A 26,327-nucleotide genomic window follows, 5' to 3' on the forward strand; every position below is an offset into this window, starting at 1 on the left:
CGCACGGCCGCGCGCGGACGCGGCCACCACAGCCACAGCCATCACCAGCGCAGGCCGAGCGGCCGCAGGCGGCACGTCCAAGGGGCGCTGCCGGACCCGCGGGATCCGGCAGCGGCGCGGACCGGGAGGCCCCGGTGAGCTCGCCACCTTCCGCTCCCGCACCCGCCCTCGACGGCGTGCTGCGACCGCAGCAGACGCCGGGCGCCCCGCCGGCCCGGGCCGGCGGCACGTACCTGGGACGGCAGCTCGCCGTCGCCCTGCTCTGCGCGGCGTACGCGATCGGTTCGGCGTTCGGCTGGGGATCCGACCGACTCGCCGTGATCATGGGGGACTTCGGGCTGGCCGCCGTCGCGGGCGCCGCGGCCGTCTCCTGCTTCGTCCACACGCGCAGAAACCGGGTCCGCTTCCGGGCGGCCTGGCTGATGTTCGCCCTCTCCTCGGCGATGACCTGCCTGGGCAACCTGACCTGGGGCTGGTACGAAGTCGTCCTCGCGCGGCCCGTGCCCCACCCGAGCTACGCGGACCTGTTCTTCCTGTGCTTCGCGCCGCCGGCGATCGTGGGGCTGCTGGTGCTCGCCAAGCGGCCGGTGACGAAGGCCGGCTGGATCTGCCTGGCCCTCGACGCCTGGCTGATCGGCGGCTCCCTGCTGACGCTGGCCTGGAGCCTGGCGCTGGAGCAGGCCGCGCGGGCCGACGGATCCAGCGTGGCGCACAGCGCGCTGGCGCTGGCGTACCCCCTGCTCGACATCGCCCTGATCAGCATGGTGCTCGCGCTGCACTTCCGCCGCGCGCCGGTGTACCGCTCCAGGGTCAACACCGCGATCGGCGCCCTCGCCCTGACCGTGATGTGCGACGCCCTGTTCACGTCACCGCTGCTGCACGGCAGCTACCGCTCCGGCCAGTTGCTGGACGCCGGCTGGTTCGCCGGCTCCCTGCTGCTCGCCTACGCCCCCTGGGCCCCGCCGGGCCGCGGACGGCCACCGCACGAGGAAGCGCCCGACGGGCACGCGGGCGGGGTGCGCGGGCACCTGCCCGGACAGCGCGCCGCGGGACACCCGCCCGCGCCCGCGCCGGGCGGCGACCACAGCCGCTATCCGGCCGCCCGGCCCATCGCCGGGTCGCTGGCCGCGCTCACGCCGTACCTCGCCGCCGCGGTCTGCACGCTGGGGATCCTCTACAACGTCCTCAACGGCCGCAGCGTCGACCGCGTGGTGCTGCTGATCGGCGGCACGGTCGTCCTCGCCCTCGTCGCGCGCCAGGGCATCATGCTGCTCGACAACATCACCCTCACCCAGGAGCTGGCACAGAAGGAGAACCACTTCCGCTCCCTGGTGCAGGGCTCCAGCGACGTCATCATGATCGCCGCGCCCAACGGCATCCTCCGGTACGTCTCCCCGGCCGCCGCCGGCGTCTACGGCCGCCCCGCGGAGGAACTGGTCGGCACGGAACTGGCCGGGCTCATCCACCCGGACGACCTGGGCTGCGTGGTGCACGAGGTGCGCCGGTTCCTCGCCGCCGACCCGGTCGAGGAACCCACCACCCGCATCGAGTGCCGCTTCCGCTCCGGCGACGGCGGCTGGCTCAACGTCGAGTCGACCGTCAACCGCCACCACGGCGGTCTGATCTTCAACAGCCGGGACGTGACCGAGAGAGTGCGCCTGCAGGCGCAGCTCCAGCACAACGCCGAGCACGACCCGCTCACCGACCTGCCCAACCGCGCCCTGTTCACCAAACGCGTCCAGCAGGCCCTCTCCGGCCGCCGCGCCTCGGACCGGGGCGCCGCCCTGCGCGGCACGGCCGTGCTCTTCATCGACCTGGACGGCTTCAAGGCCGTCAACGACACCATCGGGCACCAGGCCGGGGACGAACTGCTCGTCCAGGCCGCCCGCAGACTCCAGGAGGCGGTCCGCCAGGGCGACACCGCCTCCCGGCTGGGCGGCGACGAGTTCGCGGCCCTCATCGCCGGGGACGGCACCCGCGACCGGGCCGCCCGCGAACGGCACATCCTGGAGCTCGCCGACCGCCTCAGGATGACGCTGTCGCAGCCCTACCTCATCGACGGCAACGATGTCCGCGTCAACGCCTCCATCGGGGTGGCCTTCGCCGAGCCCGGCCTCGGTGCGGGCGAACTGCTGCGCAACGCCGACCTGGCGATGTACCGCGCCAAGGCGGGCGGCAAGGGCCGCGTCGAGCTGTACCAGCCGCAGATGCAGCAGGACGTCGTGCGCAAGGCGGAACTGGCCACGCGGCTGCGGGCCGCCCTGCACGACGGCGAGTTCGCCCTGCTGCACCAGCCGGTGGTCTCCCTCCAGGACGGCCGGATCGCGTCGGTCTGCGCCCAGCCGCGCTGGCGCTCCTCGCAGGGGGTGCTCTTCACCCCCGCCGAGTTCCTGCGCGTGGCCGAGGACGGCGACAGGACCGCCGAACTGGACCGCTGGGTCCTGCGGGAGGCCATCGAGCAGGCCGCCGAGCGCGCGGCGGCCGGGCTGTCGGTGCCCGTGGCCGTCCGCCTCGGGGCCCGCCGCCTGCTGGACCGCTCGATGCCGCTCGGCTCCGTCGAGGCCCTGCTCACCCGGCACGGACTGCCGCCCGGCTCCCTGCTGATCGAGCTGTGCGACCTCGACCCCCGGGTCGGCCTGGAGGAGCTGGAGCGCCGCCTGAACGCCCTCAAGCGGGTCGGCGTACGGATCGCGCTGGACGGCTTCGGCAGCGGCTACGCGGCGATCACCGCGCTCCGGCGGCTTCCCCTCGACGTCCTCAAGCTGGACCGGAGCCTGGTCGAGGGCGTCGTGGAGTCGGCCCGGCTGCACAAGATCACAAGTGGTCTGCTCCGCATCGCCGCCGACCTGGGACTGACGTCCGTGGCCGAGGGGGTGGACCTGCCCGAGCAGGCCGTCGCCCTGCGCGCGATGGGCTGCACCCACGGGCAGGGCATCGCCTTCTCCGGCCCGCTGGACGAACACCGGCTGCGCCGGGCGCTGGGCACCGGCCTCTACCCGCTGCCGCACGGTCCGGCCGGGCCCGCCCTCGCGGGCAGCGGCGCGGGGGTGTACGCCGGCGGGGTGACCAAGGGGATGACGGGCACGGCCGGAAAGAGCCGGTCCGGCGCCGTGGCCGGTGGGGTGGCCGGCGGTGTCACCGGCCACGTGCCGGCCGTCTTCACCGGTGGCACGCCCCTCCGCTCACATAATGAGACTCCCGTCCCACCCACTTGACAGTGGGTGCGCGCCGGGGGGAGGGTCAATGCCATGCGCACCCGAATTCTCGTACTTGGACAGCGCGTCGGCTGAAGCTGGTGACATCCGGGCCGACCCGGAGCTCCAGCGACCCACACCCGGCGCGCTCCCCTCGCTTGCCTTACGGCACGAGGGGTTTTTTGTTGCACCAGCACCTGCCGAACCGCGGTCACCCACCGCGCGAACCTCGCAAAAACCCTCAGCATCGAGAAGAGAATGCCGATGACCGAGCAGGCCACCGGGGCCCCTCATCCGCAGCCGCGGCCCCGATCCGGAGGACAGTCCGCCCCCATCGAGCACGTCACGGGCGCGCAGTCCCTCATCCGCTCCCTCGAGGAGGTCGGGGCCGACACGGTATTCGGGATTCCCGGCGGTGCGATCCTTCCCGCCTACGACCCGCTGATGGACTCCGGCCGGGTGCGCCACGTCCTGGTCCGCCACGAGCAGGGCGCCGGCCACGCGGCCGAGGGCTACGCCCTGGCCACCGGAAAGGTCGGCGTCTGCATGGCGACCTCCGGTCCCGGCGCCACCAACCTCGTCACGCCGATCGCCAACGCCCACATGGACTCCGTGCCGCTGGTCGCGATCACCGGCCAGGTCGCCTCGTCCTCGATCGGCACGGACGCCTTCCAGGAGGCGGACATCGTCGGCATCACCATGCCGATCACCAAGCACAACTGGCTGGTCACCAAGGCCGAGGACATCCCCCGGGTGATCGCCCAGGCGTTCCACGTCGCCTCCACCGGCCGCCCCGGCCCGGTCCTGGTCGACATCGCCAAGGACGCCCTCCAGGCGAAGACCACCTTCTCCTGGCCGCCCGTCATGGACCTGCCCGGCTACCGTCCGGTGACCAAGCCGCACGCCAAGCAGATCCGCGAGGCCGCCAGGCTCATCACCTCCGCCAAGCGGCCCGTCCTCTACGTCGGCGGCGGCGTCCTCAAGGCCCGGGCCACCGCCGAGCTGAAGGTGCTGGCCGAACTCACCGGAGCGCCCGTCACCACCACCCTGATGGCGCTCGGCGCGTTCCCCGACAGCCACCCGCTGCACGTGGGGATGCCGGGCATGCACGGCGCGGTCACCGCCGTCACCGCGCTGCAGAAGGCCGACCTGATCGTCGCGCTCGGCGCCCGCTTCGACGACCGCGTCACCGGCAGGCTGGACAGCTTCGCCCCGCACGCCAAGATCGTCCACGCCGACATCGACCCGGCCGAGATCGGCAAGAACCGCGCCGCGGACGTGCCGATCGTCGGCGACGCCCGCGAGGTCATCGCCGACCTGATCCAGGCCGTGCAGAAGGAGCACGGCGAGGGCCGCCGGGGCGACTACTCCGCCTGGTGGAAGGACCTCAGCCGCTGGCGCGAGACCTATCCGCTCGGCTACGACCAGCCCGAGGACGGCTCGCTGTCCCCGCAGGCGGTCATCGAGCGGATCGGGCAGCTCGCCCCCGAGGGCACGATCTTCACGGCGGGCGTCGGCCAGCACCAGATGTGGGCCGCCCACTTCATCCAGTACGACCGGCCCGCCACCTGGCTGAACTCCGGCGGCGCGGGGACGATGGGCTACGCCGTCCCGGCCGCCATGGGAGCCAAGGCCGGCGTGCCGGACAGGACCGTGTGGGCGATCGACGGCGACGGCTGCTTCCAGATGACCAATCAGGAGCTCACCACCTGCGCCCTGAACAACATCCCGATCAAGGTGGCCGTCATCAACAACGGCGCCCTCGGGATGGTCCGCCAGTGGCAGACCCTGTTCTACAACCAGCGCTACTCCAACACCGTCCTGCACTCCGGCCCCGACGACGTCAACCCCGAGGCCCGGGGCACCCGCGTCCCCGACTTCGTGAAGCTGGCGGAGGCCATGGGCTGCCACGCCATCCGCTGCGAGGACCCCGCCGACCTCGACAAGGTCATCGAGGAGGCGAACTCCGTCAACGACCGTCCGGTCGTCGTCGACTTCATCGTCCACGGGGACGCGATGGTCTGGCCGATGGTCGCCGCCGGCACCTCCAACGACGAGATCATGGCCGCCCGGGACGTCCGTCCCGACTTCGGCGACGGCGAAGACGACTGAGCGAGGAAGAGCGAGAAGGAAGACCACACATGTCCAAGCACACGCTCTCCGTCCTGGTGGAGAACACCCCCGGCATCCTCGCCCGGATCGCCGCCCTCTTCTCCCGCCGCGGCTTCAACATCGACTCGCTCGCCGTCGGCGTCACCGAGCACCCCGACATCTCCCGCATCACCATCGTGGTGAACGTCGAGGACCTGCCGCTGGAGCAGGTGACCAAGCAGCTCAACAAGCTGGTCAACGTGCTCAAGATCGTCGAGCTGGAGCCGTCCCAGGCCGTGCAGCGCGAACTCGTCCTGGTGAAGGTGCGCGCCGACAACGAGACGCGCTCCCAGATCGTCGAGATCGTCCAGCTGTTCCGCGCCAAGACCGTCGACGTCTCCCCGGAGGCCGTCACCATCGAGGCCACCGGAGGCAGCGACAAGCTGTCCGCCATGCTCAAGATGCTGGAACCGTACGGCATCAAGGAACTGGTCCAGTCCGGCACCATCGCGATCGGCCGCGGCGCCCGCTCGATCACGGACCGCTCGCTGCGCGCCCTGGACCGCACCGCCTGACGCACCCCGCGGGCGGCCCGCCGGCCGCCCGTGTCCCAAGACCCCCGAACCTCCCTCCCCCCCACCGGCATACGGTGGGACGCAACACCCGCACCCAAGGAGAGAACCCAAAGTGGCCGAGCTGTTCTACGACGCCGACGCCGACCTGTCCATCATCCAGGGCCGCAAGGTCGCGGTCATCGGGTACGGCAGCCAGGGCCACGCCCACGCCCTGTCCCTGCGCGACTCCGGCGTCGACGTGCGCGTCGGTCTGCACGAGGGCTCCAAGTCCAAGGCCAAGGCCGAGGAGCAGGGCCTGCGCGTGGTGACCCCGTCCGAGGCCGCCGCCGAGGCCGACGTCATCATGATCCTCGTCCCGGACCCGATCCAGGCCCAGGTCTACGAGGAGCACATCAAGGACAACCTGAAGGACGGCGACGCCCTGTTCTTCGGCCACGGCTTCAACATCCGCTTCGGCTTCATCAAGCCCCCGGCCGGCGTGGACGTCTGCATGGTCGCCCCGAAGGGCCCGGGCCACCTGGTCCGCCGCCAGTACGAGGAGGGCCGCGGCGTCCCCTGCATCGCCGCCGTCGAGCAGGACGCCACGGGAAGCGCCTTCGCGCTGGCCCTGTCGTACGCCAAGGGCATCGGCGGCACCCGCGCCGGCGTCATCAAGACCACCTTCACCGAGGAGACCGAGACCGACCTGTTCGGTGAGCAGGCCGTCCTGTGCGGCGGCACCGCCGCGCTGGTCAAGGCGGGCTTCGAGACGCTGACCGAGGCCGGCTACCAGCCGGAGATCGCCTACTTCGAGTGCCTGCACGAGCTGAAGCTGATCGTGGACCTCATGTACGAGGGCGGCCTGGAGAAGATGCGCTGGTCGATCTCCGAGACCGCCGAGTGGGGCGACTACGTCACCGGCCCCCGGATCATCACCGACGCCACCAAGGCCGAGATGAAGAAGGTCCTCGCCGAGATCCAGGACGGCTCGTTCGCCAAGAACTGGATGGACGAGTACCACGGTGGTCTGAAGAAGTACGACGAGTACAAGCGGCAGGACTCCGAGCACCTGCTGGAGACCACCGGCAAGGAGCTGCGCAAGCTCATGAGCTGGGTGAACGAAGAGGCGTGAGCCTTGCGCCGAAGGGGCCGGAGCGGATCGCCCCGGTCCCTTCGGCGAGCCCGGACGGCGTCGGGCGCCCGGCGTTGTCCAACCCGTCCAGCCACGGACGGATGATCCTTCCGAAGCGGCGTAAGCCGACGCCCCCGGCGCCACTAGACTGCTGCACAACAAACGCGTCAGGCCCACAGCGTCGTGCGTCTTCCACGCGGCTAGCAAACCTCCACCGCCTGCGGCCGTCGGGACGGCCGTCCGCATTGGACTTGTGAGGACTCACGTGAGCTCGAAACCCGTCGTACTCATCGCTGAAGAGCTGTCGCCCGCGACCGTGGACGCGCTTGGCCCGGACTTCGAGATCCGCCACTGCAACGGGGCGGACCGGGCGGAACTGCTCCCCGCCATCGCCGACGTGGACGCGATCCTGATCCGCTCGGCCACCAAGGTCGACGCCGAGGCGATCGCCGCCGCGAACAGGCTCAAGGTCGTCGCGCGCGCCGGTGTCGGCCTGGACAACGTCGACGTCTCCGCCGCCACCAAGGCCGGCGTGATGGTCGTCAACGCCCCCACCTCCAACATCGTGACCGCCGCCGAGCTGGCCTGCGGCCTCCTCCTCGCCACGGCCCGCAACATCCCGCAGGCCAATGCCGCGCTGAAGAACGGCGAGTGGAAGCGCAGCAAGTACACGGGCGTCGAGCTGGCCGAGAAGACCCTCGGCGTCGTGGGCCTGGGCCGGATCGGTGCCCTCGTCGCGCAGCGCATGTCGGCCTTCGGCATGAAGGTCGTCGCCTACGACCCCTACGTGCAGCCCGCGCGGGCCGCGCAGATGGGCGTGAAGGTGCTGTCGCTGGACGAGCTGCTGGAGGTCTCCGACTTCATCACCGTCCACCTGCCCAAGACCCCCGAGACGCTCGGCCTGATCGGCGACGAGGCGCTGCGCAAGGTCAAGCCGACCGTCCGCATCGTCAACGCCGCGCGCGGCGGCATCGTCGACGAGCAGGCGCTGTACGCGGCGCTGAAGGAGGGCCGCGTCGCGGGCGCCGGCCTGGACGTGTACGCCAAGGAGCCGTGCACCGACTCGCCGCTGTTCGAGTTCGACCAGGTGGTCTGCACCCCGCACCTCGGCGCCTCCACCGACGAGGCGCAGGAGAAGGCCGGCATCGCCGTCGCCAAGTCGGTGCGCCTCGCGCTCGCCGGCGAGCTGGTCCCGGACGCGGTGAACGTGCAGGGCGGTGTCATCGCCGAGGACGTCAAGCCGGGCCTGCCGCTCGCCGAGCGCCTCGGCCGGATCTTCACCGCGCTCGCCGGCGAGGTCGCGGTCCGCCTCGACGTCGAGGTGTACGGCGAGATCACCCAGCACGACGTGAAGGTGCTGGAGCTGTCCGCGCTCAAGGGCGTCTTCGAGGACGTCGTCGACGAGACGGTGTCCTACGTCAACGCGCCGCTGTTCGCGCAGGAGCGCGGCGTCGAGGTGCGGCTGACCACCAGCTCGGAGTCGGCCGAGCACCGCAACGTCGTCACCGTGCGCGGCACCCTCGCCGACGGCGAGGAGGTGTCGGTCTCCGGCACGCTGGCCGGCCCCAAGCACGTCCAGAAGCTCGTCGCCGTCGGCGACTACGACGTGGACCTCGCGCTCGCCGACCACATGGTGGTGCTGCGCTACGAGGACCGTCCCGGCGTCGTCGGCACCGTCGGCCGCATCCTCGGCGAGGCGGGCATCAACATCGCCGGCATGCAGGTCGCCCGCGCGGCGGTCGGCGGGGAGGCGCTGGCGGTGCTGACCGTCGACGACACGGTGCCCGCCGGGGTGCTGGGCGAGGTCGCCGCGGAGATCGGCGCGACGTCCGCCCGCTCGGTGAACCTGGTCTGAGGCGGCCGTCCCCGGGGGCCGCGGCCCCCGGGCCCTGGCTCCCGGCCCCTGACGGGCCCCGTCCTCAAGCGCCGGACGGGCCGACCGGCTCGGCCCGTCCGGCGTTTTCCGTGTCCGTTCCGGCGCGCGCCCGCACCCGGCGCAGGGTCACCGACGCCAGGACCGCCGCCCCGGCGAGCACCGCGGTGCCCGCGATCGCCGCGCCCTGCATCCCCTGCGTGAACGCCTCCCGCGCCGCCGTCGCCAGGGCGTCCCCGGCGTGCCCCGGCAGCCCCTCGGCGACGGCCAGCGCCCCGCCCAGCGTCTCGTGGGCCTCGGCGGGCGCGGAGTCCGGCACCTCGCGGCGGTAGACGGCGGTGCCGACGGAGCCGAGGACCGCCATGCCCAGCGCGCCGCCGAACTCCGCGCCGGTCTCCATGAGGGAGGACGCGGAACCCGCCCGCTCGACCGGGGCGGCGCCCAGGGCCAGGTCCATGATCTGGGACATCACCGTGGTGACCCCGGAGGCCAGTACCCCGGAGGCCACCAGCACCAGCGCGAGTGAGTCCGCACCGGCGAACGCCAGCAGTCCGAAGCCGCCCGCGGCGCAGACGAAGCCGGCCGTCACCACGCGGGCGCGGTGGACGCCCCGCTGCACCAGGTGGGTCGCCAGGGGTGCCGCGAAGCCGATCGGCACCGAGGGGGCCAGCGCCCACAGGGCCGCCTCCATCGCGCTCTTGCCCAGTACCGACTGCAGGTACTGCGTGGTGAAGAACGCCGACCCCATCATCGCGAACATCGTGATCAGGTTGAGGGCGACGGCCGGGCCGAAGCCGCCGCCGCGGAACAGCGCCGGTGTGATCATCGGTGACGCGGCCGTCCGCTGCCGGTGCACGAACAGGGCGGCGAAGAGCAGCCCCGCGGCGACCGGCACGGCGTACCGCACGTGCCAGCCGTCGGACGCGATCTCCTTGAGGCCGTAGACGACCGGGAGGACCGCGGCCATCGACAGCGGGATGCCGATCCAGTCGAAGCGGCCCGGGTCGGGGTCCTTGGACTCGGGCAGCAGCACGGGGCCCAGGACCAGCAGCAGGGCCATCGCCGGCAGGTTCACCAGGAAGACCGAGCCCCACCAGAAGAGCTCCACCAGCACGCCGCTCAGCACCGAGCCGAGGGCCACGCCCGCCGTCATCACGCCGGACCAGACCGCGATGGCCTGCGCGCGTTGGCGGGAGTCGGTGAACAGCGAGCGGACCAGGGCCAGCGTCGAGGGCATCAGGGTGGCGCCGCCGATGCCGAGCAGCGCGCGGGCCGCGATGAGCAGTTCGGCGCTGTGGGCGTACGCCGCCGCCAGGGAGGCGAGGCCGAAGGCGGCCGCGCCGATCAGCAGGAGCCTGCGGCGGCCGATGCGGTCGCCCACCGCTCCCATGGTGATCAGCAGGCCGGCCACGGCGAAGGCGTAGATGTCGAAGATCCACAGCTGCTGGGCGCCGGTGGGTTCGAGGTCCGCGCTGATCGCCGGAACGGCGAAGTAGAGGACGGAGACGTCCATCGAGACCAGGAGCAGCGGGAGCATCAGCACGGCGAGCGCCGTCCATTCGCGGCGCCCGGCGCGGTGCGGGTTCGTCGTCATGACGGTGACTGTACGCATGTCTTATACGTCTGTCTATGACGATTGTTTAATACGGGTGTATGGGGTGCCGGGTAGGGTGGGGGCATGGGACACCGCGAGGATCTGCTCGAGGGCGCCAAGCGCTGCCTGCTCGCCAAGGGGTTCGCCCGCACGACGGCCCGGGACATCGTCAGGGAGTCGGGGACCAACCTGGCGTCGATCGGCTACCACTACGGGTCGAAGGACGCGCTGCTCGCCCAGGCCTACGTGGCGCTGGTGGAGGAGCTCTCCCTCGCCTTCGACGGTGAGGTGCGCGGAGCGCCGGGCTCCCTGGAGCGGTTCGCCTCGATCTGGTCGAACATCATCGCCACCATGCGGGAGCCGGGCTCGCTGTGGCGGCTCAGCATGGAGATCGTGAGCATGGGCGACCAGCTGCCCGAGGTGCGCGACCACCTCGCGCGGGCCCAGCGGGAGGGATCGCGCGGGTTCGTCACGCTGTTCACGGGGGTGCCCGAGGAGGAGACGCCGGACGAGGTCGTCGACACGCTCGGCGCCTTCTACACGACCCTGATGATGGGCGTCATGGCCCAGTGGACCTTCGACCCGAAGACCGCGCCCGAGGCCGACCGGCTCACCGAAGGGCTGCGCCGGGTGGTCGAGGCCGCCACTCGGACGTGACGCGCCCCTCGCGCAGTTCGACCACCCGGTCGGCGAAGTGCCGTACGACCGCGCGGTCGTGGCAGATGAACAGGTAGCCCAGGCCCAGTTCGTCCTGGAGGTCCGCGAGGAGGTTCAGGACGCCCGCCCGGACGGAGGGGTCGAGGGCGGACACCGGCTCGTCCAGGACCAGCAGGCGGGGGTCGGAGGCGAGCGCGCGGGCGATGCCGGCGCGCTGGCACTGGCCGCCGGACAGCTCGTGCGGACGGCGGTCGCCGCACGAGGGGTCGAGGCCGACCCGGTCGAGCAGTTCGGCCACCCGGGCGGGCCCCTCGGCGGCGGTCCAGCGGCCCTGGACCTTCAGCGGTTCCGCCACGGCGTCGCGGATGCGGTGGCGGGGGCTGAGCGAGCCGTAGGGGTCCTGGAGGACCGGCTGCATGCGGGGGCGCAGCGGGCGCAGCTCGCGCTCGGACAGGCCGGTCAGCTCCCGTCCCTCGAAGCGGACCTCACCGCCGTCCGGGCGGCGCAGCAGGAGCACCGCGAGGGCCGTGGAGGACTTCCCGCAGCCGGAGGGGCCGTCGAGGGCGAGGGTCTCGCCGGCCTCCAGCGCGAAGGAGACGTGGTCGACGGCCGTCACCGGGCCGTAGCGGACCACCAGGTCGCGGACGTCCAGCAGGGGCTCGGTCACACGAACTCCCGGATCGGGTCGGGGACGTCGGCCGCCCGGTGGCAGGCGACCAGCCGTCCGTCCAGCAGCTGCGGCTCCGGGTCACGCGTCCGGCAGGGGTCGGCGGCCAGCGGGCAGCGCGGGGCGAAGGCGCAGCCGGCGCCGGGGGAGCCCGGCGCGGGCGGGGAGCCGGGGAGCGCCGGGAGGCGGCGGCGGGGCGGGCCGTCCGGCCGGGGGAGCGAGGCCAGCAGGCCGGCGGTGTAGGGGGCGCGGGGGCGGGTCAGCACCTCGTCGGCGGGGCCGAGCTCGGCCGCCCGGCCGGCGTACATGACCAGGACGCGGCCGGCGTGCCGCCGTACGGCGTCCAGGTCGTGCGTGACGAGGACCAGCGCGGCGCCGACCGCCTCCCGCTGCTCGGCGAGGACCCGCAGCACCTGCTCGCGGCGCTCCTCGTCCAGCGCGGTGGTCGGCTCGTCGGCGACGACCACGTCCGGCTCGTTGACGGTCGCCATGGCGATCACCGCGCGCTGCCGCATGCCGCCGGAGTACTCGTGCGGGTACGCCCGCGCCCGGCGGGCGGCGTCCGGGATGCCGACCCGCTCCAGCGCCGCCACCGCCCGCGCCGCGGCCTCGCGCCGGGACACCCGCCGTACCGACCGCACGGCGGCGGCGAGCTGGTCGCCGACCGGGTGGACGGGGGAGAGCGCGGACAGGGCGTCCTGCGGGACGAGGCTGATCCGCCGCCCGCGCTCGGCGGCGAGGTCGGCGGAGCCCCGCAGCAGGACGGTGCCGCTCGTCGTCGCGCCGCGCGGCACCATGCCGAGCAGCGCCCGGGCCGTGAGGGACTTGCCCGCGCCCGACTCCCCGACGACGCCGAACACCTCACGCGGGCGGACGTCGAAGGTCACCCCGCGCACGGCCTCGACACCGCCGAAGGCGATGCGCAGTCCGCGCACGGTCAGCAGGGGGTCGCCGGAGCGCGGTGCCGTCGGGGAGAGGTCAGGCTTCACGCGGGGTCTCCTTCCGGGCCGGACGCGGTACCGGGTGGCGTCCGGGTTCCGTTCCCGCGGCGCGCGGGGCGCGGGCCGGGCGCTTGCGGGGGGTGCGGCCCCGGGTGAGGGCCGATGCCGACACCGCGAGGCCCGCCAGCAGGGCCAGGGCGACGGCGGGGGCGAGGGCGGCCCAGGGGGCGCGTTCCACATAGGCGCGGGACTCGTCGAGCAGCAGGCCCCACTCGGGTGCGGGCGGCTGCGCGCCCAGGCCCAGGAAGCCCAGGGAGGCCAGGGCGAGCGCGATGCCGGGCAGCCGCAGCAGGGCGTGCCTGGCGACCGGGGCGGCCACGGACGGCAGGACGTGCCGGGTGAGGATCCACCACGGTGACGCGCCGATGGCCCGTTGCGCGGTCAGGAACGCCGACGCCCGCACCTCCTGCACCAGCGCCGCCGCGTGCGCGGCCAGCGGCGGCCAGGAGATCAGCGCGACGGCGAGGGCGGCCCCGCCGGTGCCGGGCCCGGCCGCCGCGGCGACCAGGATGCCGACGATCACCGGCGGCAGGGCGTTGGCGATGTCCGCCGCGCCCGCCGCGACGCCCGGCAGGAACCCGAGCGCCAGCCCGGCCGCCAGGCTCAGCAGGCAGACGGCCGCCGCCGTGCCGACCGTCGAGGCGGCCCCGTGCCCGAGCCGCGCCAGCACGTCCCGGCCCAGCCCGTCGGTGCCCAGCGGGTACGCCCAGGAGGGCGCCGCCAGCCGGGCGGTGGTGTCGACGGCGTAGGGGTCGCGCAGCAGGCCCCAGCCGACCGCGGCCAGCAGCGCGGCGGCGAGGACCACCGGCACCGCCGGGCGCGCGCGCACCGGCCGGGCCGGGGGCAGCGCCAGCCCGGCCTCGCGCAGGGCCGGCCCCAGCAGCCGGCGCCGTACCAGCGCGGCCAGCGCGCCGGTGACCAGGCCGAGGACGAGCAGGGCCAGGACGGCTCCCTGGAGCAGGGGCAGGTCCTGCGACTTGGCCGCGCCCAGCGCCGTACGCCCGATGCCGGGCACCGCGAACACCGTCTCCACCGCGACCGCGCCGCCCGTCAGCCCGACGGCGACCATCCCGAACTGCGGGACCAGCGGCGGCAGCACGCGGCGCAGCGCGGCGGCCGAGATCCGGCCCCGGCTCACTCCCGCGCTCCGCCACAGCTCCACCCACCGCTCGTCCAGCACGGCGGGCAGCGCGTCCGCGACCAGCCGCCCGAGCAGCCCGCCCGCCGGGACGCCCAGCGCGAGGGCGGGCAGCACCAGGTACCGTGGCCCCTGCCAGCCGGACGTCGGCAGCCACCCCAGCCACACCCCGCACACCAGCAGCGCGACCGTGGCGAGCAGGAACTCCGGTACGGCGGCCAGCATGGCGGCGCCCGCCCCGGCCGAGCCCCGGCCCCGCACCAGCACCGGTGCCACCAGCGCCACGGCCAGTACCACCGCCACGCCGAGCGCGGCGGCCATCAGGCCCAGTGACACCTGGAGCCCGGAGAGCACGGACGGCAGGACCTCCGTCCCCGACACCCAGGAGGTGCCGAGGTCGCCGCGGAGCAGCCCGGCGGCCCAGTCGCCGAGCAGGGGGAGCGGACCGGCGTCCAGGCCGAGGTCCCGGCGGACGGCGTCCAGGGCCTCCGCGGTCGGCTCCTGCTCGGCGGACCGGGCGCGCAGCACCGTCAGCGCCGGGTCCCGGCCGGAGAGCCAGGGCAGCAGGCCGACGGCCGCCACCACCGCGACGAGGGACAGGGCGCGGGTCGTCCCCGCTGCGGTCGGCCTCACTTCAGGTGCGTGTCGATGGTGACCAGCTCCCGCTCGCGCGGGTCGTGGGCGACGCCGACGACATCGGCGGCGTCGCCCTGGATCACCCGCTCGTGGAGCATCGGCACGGCCGCGTCGGTGGCGAGCACGGCGGCCTCGGCCCCGATGACCGCCGCGCGGCGGGCGTCACCGGTCGGCGTCCCGCCCGCCTTCGTCAGCGCCCGGTCCACGGCCGGGTCGGCGAGCTGGGAGATGTTGAAGGAACCGTCGGAGGCGAAGTCGCTGTAGAGGTACGCCGCCGGGTCGCCGGAGTCGAGGACGGTGGCCCGGGAGAGGATGAAGGCGTCGAACTCGCCCGCCAGCGCGTCCGATTCGATGTTCGCGTACTCACGGACCTCCAGCTTCACCGTGAACCCCGCCTTCTGCAGCTGCTGTTGCAGCGCGGCGGCGACCTCGGGCAGCTCCGCGCGGTCGGTGAAGGTGCCGATGGTGACGGTCGCGCCGTCCGGGTCGCCGGCCTCGGCCCGCCGCACCGGCCCGCGCAGCCCGGCCGCCCACGGCAGCGCGGGCCCGAGCAGCCCCTCGGCCACGTCGGCGCGCCCCTCGTACACGCCCTTCACGATCGACTCGGCGTCGATCGCCTCCCGGGCGGCGGCCCGCAGCGCGGGGTCCTCGAAGGGGCCCTTGCGGGTGTTGAGGTAGAGCGTGTTGGTGCGCGGCATCGGGACCTCGGTGATCAGCTCCTCCTCCAGCAGCGCGGCCTGCGAGACGGGCACCGCCTCGACGATGTCGGCCTCGCCGCTGCGCAGGGCGGCGGCACGGGCGGTGCCGTCCGGCACGAACCGCACGTCGATGCCGGGGGCCTTGGCCCGGCCGCCCCAGTAGTCGTCGTAGCGGTCCAGGGTGGCGGAGGAGGTGCCGTCGACCTTCGTCAGCTCGAAGGGGCCGGTGCCGGCGCCCACCGGGTCGACCGTCTTCCCCTCGTACGCCTTCGCGGCCAGGATCGACAGCTGCGGGGAGCTGAGCCGCTGCGGGACGAGCGGGTCCTCCTCGGCGGTGGTGACGACGACCGAGTCGGGGCCCGCCGCCTTCACGGTCAGCCGTACGCCGTCCAGGATGCGGGGCTTGGGGGAGGCGGTGGCCGCCTCGGTGAGGGAGCGGACGACGGCCTCGGGGGTCAGCTCGGTGCCGTCGTGGAAGGTGACGCCGTCCCGGAGGGTGAAGGTCCAGCTGCGGCCGGACTGCTTCCAGCCGGTGGCGAGCGCCGGCTCGGCGTCGCCGTCGGCGTCCAGCTTGACCAGCGTCTCCGCCGTGGACCAGCGCGACAGCTTGAACGCGTCGTCGGACAGCGGCGACAGGCCCGAGCGCGGGGGCTGCATCATCGCGACGCGGATGCGCTCGCCCCCGTCGGCCCCGGCGGCCCCGGTCGACGAGAAGCAACCGGTCAGCAGGGCGGAGGCGGCGAGGGCCGCGGACAGGGGCAGGAGGCGGGCGGGGACGCGCACGGGACACTCCGGGTAAAGGGCCGGTCAAAGGTTGAGTGTGCGACGAACCGTAGCACGATGACAATCGTTTTCAGGTCAGGGGTGCCGCGACGGCCCCCGCCCCCGGGAGCCGCTTACAGCCGCGCCCCCTTCAGCGCCATGTGCAGCAGCAGCCGGTCCTCCCCGTCGTCCAGGTCCAGGCCCGTGAGCCGTTCGACGCGGGAGAGGCGGTAGTACAGGGTCTGGCGGTGGATGCCCAGCTCGGCGGCGGTGCGGCCGGCCTGTCCGGCGCGGTCGAGGTAGACCTCGGCGGTGCGGGCCAGCTCGCGGTGGGCGGGGGAGAGCAGGGCCCGTACGGCGGGATCGCGGGCGGCCCCGGGCGGCAGGGCGGTCAGCAGGCGGAACGGGCCGATCGACGCCCACTCGGCGACCGGCCCGAGCCGCGGCTCGGCCAGCGCCGCGCGCGCCGCCGCCGACGCCTCCCGCCAGGCCGCGCCCAGCTCCGCGAGCCCGGTGCGCGCGGCGGCGATCCCGGCGGCGGGGCCGGTCGCTCCGCCCCCGCCGCGCGCCCGCTCCAGCAGCCGCCCCGCCGCCGACACCGCCGGGGCCGGCACGTCCGCCGAACGGAGCCGGACCAGCAGCGCCAGGGCCGAGCGGGCCCGCCCCGCCGCCTCGCGGCCGTGCGAGGCACCCCCGTCCCACGGCACCGTGCACAGCGCCGTCGCCCCCGGCACCGTACGCACCGACGGGGCGTCGTCCGGGCCCACCGGGGGCCAGGGCGCCACGCACACCACCGTGTGCGGGTCCCCGGCGCGGGTCCCGAGGGCGGTGCGCAGCTCGGCGACGGCCATCTCCCGCTGCCAGTCGCGCTCGGCGGTGAGCACCGCCCGCAGCTCCCGGCTCAGGTCGGCGCCGCGGGTGGCCTCGTCCGCCAGCAGGGCGCCGATCCGGCCGGCCACCTCCATCGCCGCCGCCAGCTGCGGCGCGGTCGGGCCGGGGTCGGTGTCCAGCAGCCAGACGTAGCCGAGGACGACGCCCCGGTGGCGCACGGGCAGGCAGACACGGCCCCGCAGGACCCCCGCCTCCGGCGCCGGCGGGATGCGGACCGGGCCCGTCGCGCGGGTGATGCCGAACCCCTCGAACCAGGCCCGCACGGCCGCGGTCGACCGCCGGGTGAGGATCGAGCGGGCGCGTACCGGGTCCAGCGCCGACGGATCGAGGTCGCCCTCGCTGTCGTAGGCGCCGAAGGCGATCAGCTCGAAGTCGCGGTTCTCCAGGGTCGCGGGGGCGCCCAGCAGCTCCGAGATCTCGTCGACCAGCTCCTGGTACTCACCCCTGAAATCCGACGTCATCCGGGCATTCTGCCGTATGGAAACAGGACCTTCATACATCTGTCTGAGAACCGCGGCACGGATGCGTGACAGCTGTAGATGGCCCACGATCGGAGGGATCCTTAGGTTTCACGGTGGTTCTCCGTGCCGTTCCCGAAACGACGGGTGACGGCCCTTGGCGCATGTGTAAGTGGAGGTGCCCCGTGCTGGGTCCCGTGATTCTCGCCGCGTCGCGCAGCGACCGGATGCGACGTCTGGTCTCGGCGGCCCCGGTGACCAAGCCGGTCGTCGACCGCTTCATCCCCGGCGAGACGGTCGACGAGGTCCTGCCGATCGTCCGTGACCTCACCGGCAAGGGCCTGGAGCTGACCATGGACGTGGTCGGCGAGGACATCACGACCCCCGAGCAGGCGGAGGCCGCCCGGGACGCCTACCTGGAGCTGATCGACCGCCTGGCGCCGCTGGAGCTCGGCACCCGCGCCGAGATGTCGGTGAAGCTGTCCATGTTCGGGCAGGCGCTGGACGGCGGTCACGAGCTGGCCCTGGAGAACGTCCGCCCGGTGGTCGAGGCCGCCGCCGGGATCGGCACCACGGTCACCCTCGACGCCGAGGACCACACGACCCTGGACTCGATGTTCGCCATCCACGACGAGCTGCGGAAGGACTTCCCGCAGACCGGCTGCGTCATCCAGTCCTACCTCTTCCGCACCGAGGCCGACGCGCGCCGCCTCGCCGCGAACGGCTCTCGCGTACGGTTGGTGAAGGGCGCCTACAAGGAGCCCGCCGAGGTCGCTCACCAGCACAAGCACGAGATCGACAAGGCGTACGTACGGATCCTGAAGACGCTGATGGAGGGCGACGGCTACCCGATGATCGGGTCGCACGACCCCCGTCTGATCTCCATCGGCCAGGAGCTGGCCCACCGCGCCGGGCGCAAGCCCGACGAGTACGAGTTCCAGATGCTGTACGGCATCCGCAGCGAGGAGCACCTGCGGCTGGCCGCCGAGGGCCACCGCATGCGCGTCTACACGGCCTACGGCACCGACTGGTACGGCTACTTCATGCGGCGGCTGGCGGAGAAGCCGGCGAACCTGCGCTTCTTCGCCCGCTCGATGGTCACCAAGGGCTGAGCCCGTCACCGCCCGCAACACCGCTCAAGATCAAGGAGTTCGGAACCCATGGACGCTGTGACCCAGGTCCCCACCCCCGTCAACGAGCCGGTGCACGGCTACGCCCCCGGCTCGCCCGAGCGCGCCCGCCTGGAGGCCAAGCTCAAGGAGCTGGCCGAGAACCCGATCGACCTGCCCTGCACCATCGGCGGCGAGCGGCGCATGGGCGGCGGCGAGGAGTTCCAGGTCGTCCAGCCGCACAACCACAAGGCCGTCCTGGGCACCTACCGCAACGCCACCCGGCAGGACGCGCAGGACGCGATCGACGCCGCCCTGGCCGCCGCCCCGGCCTGGCGCGCGATGTCCTTCGACGACCGCGCGGCGATCATCCTGCGCGCCGCCGAGCTGCTGACCGGCCCGTGGCGCGAGACCCTGGCCGCCTCCACCATGCTCGGCCAGTCCAAGACCGCTCAGCAGGCCGAGATCGACACCCCCTGCGAGCTGGCCGACTTCTGGCGCTTCAACGTCCACTACGCCCGCCAGATCCTGGCCGAGCAGCCCCCGGCCAACTCCCCCGGCGTGTGGAACCGCCTCGACCACCGCCCGCTGGAGGGCTTCGTCTACGCGATCACGCCGTTCAACTTCACGGCGATCGCCGCCAACCTGCCGACCGCGCCCGCGCTCATGGGCAACGTGGTGGTGTGGAAGCCGTCCCCGACGCAGACCCACGCCGCCGTGCTGACCATGCGGCTGCTGGAGGAGGCGGGCCTGCCCAAGGGCGTCATCAACCTCGTCACCGGCGACGGGCTGGAGGTCTCCGAGGTCGCCCTGAACCACCGCGACCTCGCCGGCATCCACTTCACCGGCTCGACCAAGACCTTCCAGTACCTGTGGAAGACGGTCGGCAACAACATCGAGAAGTACCGCGCCTACCCGCGCCTGGTCGGCGAGACCGGCGGCAAGGACTTCGTCGTCGCCCACCCCAGCGCCGACCGCGCCGTCCTCAAGACCGCCCTGACCCGCGGCGCCTTCGAGTACCAGGGCCAGAAGTGCTCCGCCACCTCCCGCGCCTACATCCCGGCCTCCATCTGGAACGACGGTTTCAAGGAGGAGTTCGCCGCCGAGGTCGACGGCATCGCCATGGGTGACGTCACCGACCTGTCGAACTTCATCGGCGCCGTCATCGACGAGCGCGCCTTCGCCAAGAACAAGGCCGCCATCGACCGCGCCAAGAACGACCCCGCCTGCACGATCGTCGCCGGCGGCTCCTGCGACGACTCGGTGGGCTGGTTCGTCCGCCCGACCGTCATCGAGTGCACCGACCCGGAGAACGAGGTCTTCCGCACCGAGTACTTCGGCCCGATCCTCGCCGTGTACGTCTACGAGGACGACCGTTACGACGAGATGCTGACCCAGATGGAGTCGGTCTCCGACTACGCCCTCACCGGCTCGGTCATCGCGCGCGACCGCGCGGCGGCGGCGTACACGATGGAGAAGCTGCGCTACGCGGCCGGCAACTTCTACATCAACGACAAGTCGACCGGCGCCGTCGTCGGCCAGCAGCCCTTCGGCGGCGGCCGTGCCTCCGGCACCAACGACAAGGCCGGCGCCCCGCAGAACCTGATGCGCTGGACCCTGACCCGCGCCATCAAGGAGACGCTGGTCCCGCCGACCGACTACACCTACCCGCACATGGGCTGACGCCCCACGCCCCACGGACGGGCCGGGTCCACGCGCGGACCCGGCCCGTCCGTGTGCCGCGAAAGCACGGGCGAGGGCACCGGGCGCCTCGCGATACCGGCGTCATGGCCCGCACCGCGCACACCGCCGGCCTCACGTCCGCCGGACTCACCGCCGTCCGCGCCCTGCCGCACGACGCCTTCGGCGGCGGTCTCACCGACGAGGACCGGGACCACACCCCGGGCGGCGTGCACGCCCTGGTCCACGACGGGCGGGGGCCCGCCGCGCACGGCGCCGTCGTGACGCGGCGCGTGCGCCACCGGGGGCGGTGGCGGCGCGTCGGACACGTCGAGGGTGTCGCGGTACGGGCCGGCGCGCGGCGGCGGGGTCTGGGCGGGCGGGTCATGGCGGCCCTGGAGGGGATCGTCGCCCGCGCCCACGACTTCGGCTCGCTCTCCGCCGGGGATGGGGGCGCCGCGCTCCGCACCGCCCGCGGCCGGCACCCGTGGGGCGGCCCGATCGCCGCCCTCGGCCCCGACGGCGTCGTCCCGCTGCCCGACGAGGAGGGCAGCACCCGCGTCCGGCCCGCGCCGGGCGGCCCCGAGGACCGGCTGGTCTCCGACCGGCGGGACGGAGACGTGCTCTGACGCTCTGACCTGGGCCGTCTCAGATAGTAGGAAGTCCGAGTAATTGTGCAGACAGATGCTCCGCCCTCCCTTAGTTTTGTAGGAGCCGAACGTCTCGCTCGACCCAGCGAATAGCGGTCGTGAGCCGGGCCCCGCGCAGGCGACCCCTGCGGCCCACCGCTCCCCGCCCCTTCCGGCGTCTCGAATCGAAACCCGTCTTCCGTGCCACCCCGTGTGCCGAAGGAGTCGATCCCCATGCCCGAGACGACCGTCCGCCGCCGAGTCCGCCGCGTCTCCCACGCGAGCGAGTCCGACCGCAAGAACGCCGCCGCCGCCCTCCAGCGCGCCCTCGACCGCCGGGACAACGGCGGGGAGACCGGCCACTGAGCCGCCCCCGTCGCCGCCGACGCGCCGGTGTCCGCATGGCGGACGCCGCGTGTCATCCCCTGGGACGAGGAGTAGGGTGCCGCGCATGTCGGCAAGCTCTCGCACCCTCAATCTCGCAGTGATCCCCGGTGACGGCATCGGCCAGGAGGTCGTGGCCGAAGGCCTGAAGGTCCTCTCCGCCGTCCTCCCGCAGGATGTGAAGCTGGAGACCAAGGAGTACGACTTCGGCGCCAAGCGCTACCACGCCACCGGCGAGACCCTCACCGACGCCGACCTCGACGCCCTGAAGCGGCACGACGCCATCCTGCTCGGCGCCATCGGCGACCCGTCGGTGCCCTCCGGCGTCCTGGAGCGCGGCTTCCTGCTCAAGCTCCGCTTCGCCTTCGACCACCACGTCAACCTGCGGCCCAGCAAGCTCCTGCCCGGCGTCGCCACCCCGCTCGCCGGCCAGCCGGAGATCGACTTCGTCGTCGTCCGCGAGGGCACCGAGGGCCCGTACACCGGCAACGGCGGCACCATCCGCAAGGGCACGCCCCACGAGGTCGCCACCGAGGTGTCCGTCAACACGGCCTACGGCGTCGAGCGCGTCGTCCGCGACGCCTTCGCCCGCGCCCAGGCCCGCCCGCGCAAGAAGCTCACGCTGGTCCACAAGAACAACGTGCTGACCTTCGCGGGCCACCTGTGGACGAACGTCTTCGACAAGGTGGCCGAGGAGTACCCCGAGGTCACCACCGAGTACATCCACGTCGACGCGGCGACGATCTTCCTCGTCACCCAGCCCGAGCGCTTCGACGTCATCGTCACCGACAACCTCTTCGGCGACATCATCACCGACCTCGCCGCGGCCGTCTCCGGCGGCATCGGCGTCGCCGCGAGCGGGAACATCAACCCCTCCGGCGAGTTCCCGTCCATGTTCGAGCCGGTCCACGGCTCCGCCCCGGACATCGCCGGCCAGGACAAGGCCGACCCCACCGCCACGGTCCTGTCCGTCGCCCTGCTGCTGCGCCACCTCGGCCACGAGGCCGAGGCGGTCCGCATCGAGGACGCCGTCGCCGCCGACCTCGGCGAGCGCGGCGGACTCCCCGCCCGCAGCACCTCCCAGATCGGCGACGCGCTCGCCGCACGAGTAGCCGGCTGACCCGGCTGCCCGATCCCACCCCCCGAAGCCGCCGGGTCCCTCGCGAAGAAGGCACCCGGCGGCTTTCCCCCCGTCCCCGCCGGGTGCGACCATCGACCCCTGGGCCGCCATCACCCCCTTCCCTCCGCGGACGGCCCGCGCGCGATAATCGAACGCGGAGCCGCGACATGAGGGAATGCTCGGACGTCCTACCACTGGCCACCGGCCGTACGGGCGTGAGCGCGGCCCGTCACGACAACCGGTGAAGGACATCCATCCATGACGACGCCCACGATCGAGCTCAAGCCCTCCGCCCACCCGCTCCCCGCCGCGGAGCGCGAGGCGATCCTCGCCAGCCCCGGATTCGGCCGCCACTTCACCGACCACATGGTGACGATCAAGTGGTCCGAGGGCCGCGGCTGGCACGACGCGCAGCTCGTTCCGTACGGGCCGATCTCCCTCGATCCCTCCTCCCACGTCCTGCACTACGGACAGGAGATCTTCGAGGGGCTGAAGGCCTACCGCCAGCCCGACGGCTCGGTCGCACTCTTCCGCCCGGAGGCCAACGCCCGCCGCTTCCGCAGCTCCGCCCGCCGCATGGCCATGGCCGAGATGCCCGAGGAGCTGTTCATCGCGGCCCTGGACGCGCTGCTGACCCAGGACGCCGACTGGGTCCCGCCGCACGGCGGCGAGGAGTCCCTCTACCTGCGCCCCTTCATGTTCGCCTCGGAGACCGGGCTCGGTGTGCACCCGGCCACCGAGTACCTGTTCCTGCTGATCGCCTCGCCCTCCGGCGCCTACTTCGCCGGCGGCGTCAAGCCGGTCACCATCTGGGTCTCCGAGGACTACGTCCGCGCCGTGCCCGGCGGCACCGGCGACGCCAAGACCGGCGGCAACTACGCGGCCTCCCTGCTGCCCCAGGCCGAGGCCGCGGCGCACGGCTGCGACCAGGTCGTCTACCTCGACGCGGCCACCCGCACCAAGGTCGAGGAGAGCGGGAGCATGAACATCGCCTTCGTCTACGGCGACCGGATCGTCACCCCCGAGCTGACCGGCTCCATCCTGGAGGGCATCACCCGCGACTCCCTCCTCCAGGTCGCCCGCGACCTCGGTTACACCGCGGAGGAAGGCGTCGTCACCCTCCAGCAGTGGCGCGAGGACGCCGCCTCCGGTGCTCTGACCGAGGTCTTCGCCTGCGGCACCGCCGCCGTGGTCACCCCCATCGGCCACGTCAAGACCAAGAGCGACGCCTGGACCCACGGCGACGGCACGCCCGGGCCGGTCACGATGCGCCTGCGCGAGGCGCTGCTGGGCATCCAGCGCGGCATCACCGAGGACAAGCACGGCTGGATGCACAAGCTGGGCTGACCCCCACAGGTCCTGATCGACGGGGCCGCCGCGGACACGACGTCCGCGGCGGCCCCGTCGCGTTCCGCGCGGACGAGGCGCCCTCCGCTGCCGGCACGCCGCCCAATTTTTAGAGTGATGTTCAATCGAATATGCGACAGCTTGCCCACAAAGACCTTGCGGTAAGGGAACCACACGTTAGAGTGTCGCTCTAACGTGTGAGAGGCAAGGAGGTGCCCGGTCATGAGGCTGACCCCCACGGAACGCGACCGGCTGCTGCTGTTCGGCGCCGCCGAACTGGCCCGCGCCCGCCGGGCCCGCGGCCTGAGGCTGAACGTGCCGGAGGCGACGGCACTCGTCGCGGACACCGTCTGCGAGGCCGCCCGTGACGGCGCCCGCCTCGCGGAGGCCGTCGAACGCGCCCGGTCGGTGCTCGGCCCGGACGACGTCCTGCCCGGTGTGGCGGACATCGTCACCGAGGTGCACGTCGAGGCGGTCTTCGACGACGGATCCCGGCTCGCGGTCGTCTCCGACCCCATCGGCCGGGGGTCCCCCCGTGAAGCAGGGGGAGGGCCGGGCGCGCTGCTGCCGGGGCCCGCGCACGCCGACCCCGAGCCGGCCGTGCGGCTGACGGTCACCAACACGGCGGCCGTGCCGGTGTCGGTCACCTCGCACTTCCACTTCTTCGAGGCCAACCCGCGCCTGGACTTCGCGCGGGAGCGGGCCTACGGCATGCGGCTCGCCGTGCCGGCCGGTTCGTCCGTGCGCTTCGGGCCGGGCGAGAGCCGCGAGGTCGGGCTGGTGCCGATCGGCGGCGGACGGGTCGCGATCGGCTTCGCCGGCCTGGTCGACGGGCCGCTGGACGCGCCAGGGGCGAAGGAGGAGGCCCTGCGGCGGGCCGCCGCCTGCGGATACCTGGGGGTCGCCCACGACCCGCAGGCCGCGCCGGCCCCGCGGACCGCGCCGGAAGGAGGCGGGCGATGAGCCGCTCGAAGGGACGGGAGATCGGCGAGTCGGTCCACGTCGACCCGCACGCCTACGCGGCCGCCCACGGTCCCCGGGCCGGCGACCGGATCCGGCTCGGCGATTCGGGGCTGGTGATCCGCGTCGAGTCCGACGCGCAGAGGTACGGCGACGAGTTCCTCGCCGGTTTCGGCAAGACGGCCCGCGACGGACTGCACCTGAAGGCCGCCGCCGTCCGCGCGACCTGTGACGTCGTCATCAGCAACGTCGTCGTGATCGACGCGGCGCAGGGGATCAGGAAGGTCTCCGTCGGCATCCGCGAGGGGCGGATCTGCGGCATCGGCCGGGCGGGCAACCCGGACACCCTCGACGGCGTCGACGTCGTCGTCGGCACGGGCACCTCCATCGTGTCCGGCGAGGGCCTCATCGCCACCGCCGGGGCCGTCGACACCCACGTCCACCTGCTGTCGCCGCGCATCATGGAGGCCTCGCTGGCCTCCGGCGTGACCACCGTCATCGGCCAGGAGTTCGGTCCGGTGTGGGGCGTCGGCGTCAACTCGCCGTGGGCGCTGAGGCACGCCTTCAACGCGTTCGACGCCTGGCCCGTCAACATCGGCTTCCTCGGCCGGGGCTCCTCCTCCGACCCGGCACCCCTGATCGAGGCCCTCGCCGAGGGCGGGGCCTGCGGCTTCAAGGTGCACGAGGACATGGGCGCCCACACCCGGGCCCTGGACACCGCGCTGCGCGTCGCCGAGGAGCACGACGTCCAGGTCGCCCTGCACAGCGACGGCCTGAACGAGTGCCTCTCCGTGGAGGACACCCTGCGCGTCCTGGAGGGCCGCACCATCCACGCCTTCCACATCGAGGGCTGCGGCGGCGGACACGTCCCCAACGTGCTGAAGATGGCGGGCGTCCCCAACGTCATCGGCTCCTCGACCAACCCCACCCTGCCCTTCGGCCGGGACGCCGTCGCCGAGCACTACGGCATGATCGTCTCCGTCCACGACCTGAAGACCGACCTGCCGGGCGACGCCGCCATGGCCCGCGACCGCATCCGCGCCGGGACGATGGGCGCCGAGGACGTACTGCACGACCTGGGAGTCATCGGCATCACCTCCTCCGACGCGCAGGGCATGGGCCGGGCCGGCGAGACCGTCCGCCGCACCTTCGCCATGGCCGGGAAGATGAAGGCCGAACTGGGGCCGATGGAGGGCGACGGCGAGGGCGACGACAACGCCCGCGTCCTGCGCTACATCGCCAAGCTGACCATCAACCCCGCCATCGCCCACGGCCTGTCCCACGAGGTCGGCTCGATCGAGGTGGGCAAGCTCGCCGACATCGTGCTGTGGCGCCCGGAGTACTTCGGCGCCAAGCCGCAACTCGTCCTCAAGGCCGGCTTCCCGGCGTACGGCGTGGTCGGCGACCCCAACGCGGCCACCGACACCTGCGAACCCCTCGTGCTCGGCCCGCAGTTCGGCGCGCACGGCGCGACGCCCGCCGACATCTCCGTCGCCTTCGTCGCCCGGGCCGCCCTCGACCGGGGCGGCGACGGGATGCCGACCCGCCGCCGCCGGGTCGCCGTGCGCGGCACCCGCGGCATCGGCCCGGCCGACCTGCGCCTGAACCGCCGTACCGGAGCGGTCGAGGTCGACCAGCGCACCGGCCTGGTCACCCTCGACGGCGCCCCGGTCCGCTCCGACCCGGCCGACTCGGTCCCCCTCAACCGCCTGTACTTCCTCTGAGCGCACGGTTTCGTCCGTCTTCCCCCAA

Annotated in this window: 20 protein-coding genes; 14 read left to right on the plus strand and 6 right to left on the minus strand. The window is 73.4% G+C overall.

The annotated features are described in order from the left end of the window. Positions 1-134: 134 nt before the first annotated feature. From ACSU6Z_RS20925 to serA, 5 genes are all read left to right on the plus strand, one after another. Positions 135-3,215, plus strand: a complete 3,081-nt coding sequence (locus tag ACSU6Z_RS20925; protein ID WP_437047736.1) for a putative bifunctional diguanylate cyclase/phosphodiesterase — start codon at positions 135-137, stop codon at positions 3,213-3,215. Positions 3,216-3,458: 243 nt separating this feature from the next. Continuing rightward, positions 3,459-5,306, plus strand: coding sequence for an acetolactate synthase large subunit (locus ACSU6Z_RS20930; protein ID WP_437047737.1), 1,848 nt, complete (start codon positions 3,459-3,461; stop codon positions 5,304-5,306). Positions 5,307-5,335: 29 nt separating this feature from the next. Next, complete coding sequence (gene ilvN, locus ACSU6Z_RS20935) at positions 5,336-5,860, plus strand: acetolactate synthase small subunit (protein ID WP_358780937.1); 525 nt, start codon at positions 5,336-5,338, stop codon at positions 5,858-5,860. A gap of 112 nt (positions 5,861-5,972) precedes the next feature. Beyond that, entirely contained in the window at positions 5,973-6,971 is a 999-nt protein-coding gene (gene ilvC, locus ACSU6Z_RS20940) for a ketol-acid reductoisomerase (protein ID WP_437047738.1), read from the plus strand. 265 nt (positions 6,972-7,236) lie between these two features. Next, positions 7,237-8,826, plus strand: coding sequence for a phosphoglycerate dehydrogenase (serA, locus tag ACSU6Z_RS20945; protein ID WP_437047740.1), 1,590 nt, complete (start codon positions 7,237-7,239; stop codon positions 8,824-8,826). A gap of 64 nt (positions 8,827-8,890) precedes the next feature. Here the strand turns inward: serA and ACSU6Z_RS20950 are convergent, their stop codons facing one another. Continuing rightward, positions 8,891-10,456, minus strand: a complete 1,566-nt coding sequence (locus ACSU6Z_RS20950; RefSeq protein ID WP_437047741.1) for an MFS transporter — start codon at positions 10,454-10,456, stop codon at positions 8,891-8,893. A 66-nt stretch (positions 10,457-10,522) separates the two neighbouring features. On the opposite strand from ACSU6Z_RS20950, the gene ACSU6Z_RS20955 reads away from it, so the two are divergent. After that, positions 10,523-11,095 carry a TetR/AcrR family transcriptional regulator gene (locus ACSU6Z_RS20955; RefSeq protein WP_437047743.1) on the plus strand — a complete coding sequence of 191 codons (573 nt, stop codon included), beginning with the start codon at positions 10,523-10,525 and terminating at the stop codon, positions 11,093-11,095. Here the strand turns inward: ACSU6Z_RS20955 and ACSU6Z_RS20960 are convergent. The 5 genes from ACSU6Z_RS20960 to ACSU6Z_RS20980 form a co-directional block, all read right to left on the minus strand. Next, complete coding sequence (locus ACSU6Z_RS20960) at positions 11,049-11,762, minus strand: ATP-binding cassette domain-containing protein (RefSeq protein ID WP_437047745.1); 714 nt, start codon at positions 11,760-11,762, stop codon at positions 11,049-11,051. The genes ACSU6Z_RS20955 and ACSU6Z_RS20960 overlap by 47 nt on opposite strands. Beyond that, on the minus strand, positions 11,759-12,751 hold the full coding sequence (locus ACSU6Z_RS20965) for an ABC transporter ATP-binding protein (protein WP_437047747.1): 993 nt from the start codon (positions 12,749-12,751) through the stop codon (positions 11,759-11,761). Before ACSU6Z_RS20965 ends, ACSU6Z_RS20960 begins: the two co-directional genes overlap by 4 nt. Further along, on the minus strand, positions 12,741-14,534 hold the full coding sequence (locus ACSU6Z_RS20970; protein ID WP_437047749.1) for an ABC transporter permease subunit: 1,794 nt from the start codon (positions 14,532-14,534) through the stop codon (positions 12,741-12,743). Before ACSU6Z_RS20970 ends, ACSU6Z_RS20965 begins: the two co-directional genes overlap by 11 nt. Next, positions 14,531-16,018 (minus strand): ABC transporter substrate-binding protein, encoded by a 1,488-nt coding sequence (locus ACSU6Z_RS20975; protein WP_437047751.1) that lies wholly within the window; start codon positions 16,016-16,018, stop codon positions 14,531-14,533. The genes ACSU6Z_RS20970 and ACSU6Z_RS20975 overlap by 4 nt, the downstream gene beginning before the upstream one ends. Before the next feature lie 113 nt (positions 16,019-16,131). Then, positions 16,132-17,349 (minus strand): PucR family transcriptional regulator, encoded by a 1,218-nt coding sequence (locus ACSU6Z_RS20980; RefSeq protein WP_437047753.1) that lies wholly within the window; start codon positions 17,347-17,349, stop codon positions 16,132-16,134. A gap of 182 nt (positions 17,350-17,531) precedes the next feature. Here ACSU6Z_RS20980 and ACSU6Z_RS20985 point away from each other — a divergent pair, with 182 nt between their 5' ends. The 8 genes from ACSU6Z_RS20985 to ACSU6Z_RS21020 all read left to right on the plus strand — a co-directional run bounded on the left by ACSU6Z_RS20985 (position 17,532) and on the right by ACSU6Z_RS21020 (position 26,299). Then, positions 17,532-18,458, plus strand: coding sequence for a proline dehydrogenase family protein (locus tag ACSU6Z_RS20985; RefSeq protein ID WP_437047755.1), 927 nt, complete (start codon positions 17,532-17,534; stop codon positions 18,456-18,458). A gap of 48 nt (positions 18,459-18,506) precedes the next feature. Next, on the plus strand, positions 18,507-20,138 hold the full coding sequence (gene pruA, locus ACSU6Z_RS20990) for an L-glutamate gamma-semialdehyde dehydrogenase (protein ID WP_437047757.1): 1,632 nt from the start codon (positions 18,507-18,509) through the stop codon (positions 20,136-20,138). A 104-nt stretch (positions 20,139-20,242) separates the two neighbouring features. Next, positions 20,243-20,764, plus strand: a complete 522-nt coding sequence (locus tag ACSU6Z_RS20995) for a GNAT family N-acetyltransferase (protein WP_437047759.1) — start codon at positions 20,243-20,245, stop codon at positions 20,762-20,764. 234 nt (positions 20,765-20,998) lie between these two features. Next, a complete protein-coding gene (locus ACSU6Z_RS21000) occupies positions 20,999-21,130 on the plus strand; it encodes a hypothetical protein (RefSeq protein ID WP_437047760.1) in 132 nt (43 codons plus the stop codon). A gap of 85 nt (positions 21,131-21,215) precedes the next feature. Beyond that, on the plus strand, positions 21,216-22,268 hold the full coding sequence (locus ACSU6Z_RS21005; protein WP_437047762.1) for a 3-isopropylmalate dehydrogenase: 1,053 nt from the start codon (positions 21,216-21,218) through the stop codon (positions 22,266-22,268). A gap of 258 nt (positions 22,269-22,526) precedes the next feature. Beyond that, positions 22,527-23,615 (plus strand): branched-chain amino acid aminotransferase, encoded by a 1,089-nt coding sequence (locus ACSU6Z_RS21010; RefSeq protein WP_437047763.1) that lies wholly within the window; start codon positions 22,527-22,529, stop codon positions 23,613-23,615. Between the two features lie 222 nt (positions 23,616-23,837). Then, positions 23,838-24,578: an urease subunit gamma gene (gene ureA, locus ACSU6Z_RS21015; RefSeq protein WP_437047765.1), complete on the plus strand. Its 741-nt coding sequence runs from the start codon at positions 23,838-23,840 to the stop codon at positions 24,576-24,578. Further along, entirely contained in the window at positions 24,575-26,299 is a 1,725-nt protein-coding gene (locus ACSU6Z_RS21020; protein ID WP_437047766.1) for an urease subunit alpha, read from the plus strand. The genes ureA and ACSU6Z_RS21020 overlap by 4 nt, the downstream gene beginning before the upstream one ends. The last annotated feature ends 28 nt before the right edge of the window (positions 26,300-26,327 follow it).

The organism is Streptomyces sp. enrichment culture, assembly GCF_964273145.1.
Lineage (GTDB): Bacteria > Actinomycetota > Actinomycetes > Streptomycetales > Streptomycetaceae > Streptomyces.

Bases quoted from the DNA above. Each gene is read 5' to 3' on its own strand.
- ACSU6Z_RS20930 (WP_437047737.1), top strand. From the start codon at position 3,459: ATGACCGAGCAGGCCACCGGGGCCCCTCATCCGCAGCCGCGGCCCCGA.
- ilvN (WP_358780937.1), top strand. From the start codon at position 5,336: ATGTCCAAGCACACGCTCTCCGTCCTGGTGGAGAACACCCCCGGCATC.
- ACSU6Z_RS20950 (WP_437047741.1), bottom strand. From the start codon at position 10,456: ATGCGTACAGTCACCGTCATGACGACGAACCCGCACCGCGCCGGGCGC.
- ACSU6Z_RS20955 (WP_437047743.1), top strand. From the start codon at position 10,523: ATGGGACACCGCGAGGATCTGCTCGAGGGCGCCAAGCGCTGCCTGCTC.
- ACSU6Z_RS20980 (WP_437047753.1), bottom strand. From the start codon at position 17,349: ATGACGTCGGATTTCAGGGGTGAGTACCAGGAGCTGGTCGACGAGATC.
- pruA (WP_437047757.1), top strand. From the start codon at position 18,507: ATGGACGCTGTGACCCAGGTCCCCACCCCCGTCAACGAGCCGGTGCAC.
- ACSU6Z_RS20995 (WP_437047759.1), top strand. From the start codon at position 20,243: ATGGCCCGCACCGCGCACACCGCCGGCCTCACGTCCGCCGGACTCACC.
- ACSU6Z_RS21000 (WP_437047760.1), top strand. From the start codon at position 20,999: ATGCCCGAGACGACCGTCCGCCGCCGAGTCCGCCGCGTCTCCCACGCG.
- ACSU6Z_RS21005 (WP_437047762.1), top strand. From the start codon at position 21,216: ATGTCGGCAAGCTCTCGCACCCTCAATCTCGCAGTGATCCCCGGTGAC.
- ACSU6Z_RS21010 (WP_437047763.1), top strand. From the start codon at position 22,527: ATGACGACGCCCACGATCGAGCTCAAGCCCTCCGCCCACCCGCTCCCC.
- ureA (WP_437047765.1), top strand. From the start codon at position 23,838: ATGAGGCTGACCCCCACGGAACGCGACCGGCTGCTGCTGTTCGGCGCC.
- ACSU6Z_RS21020 (WP_437047766.1), top strand. From the start codon at position 24,575: ATGAGCCGCTCGAAGGGACGGGAGATCGGCGAGTCGGTCCACGTCGAC.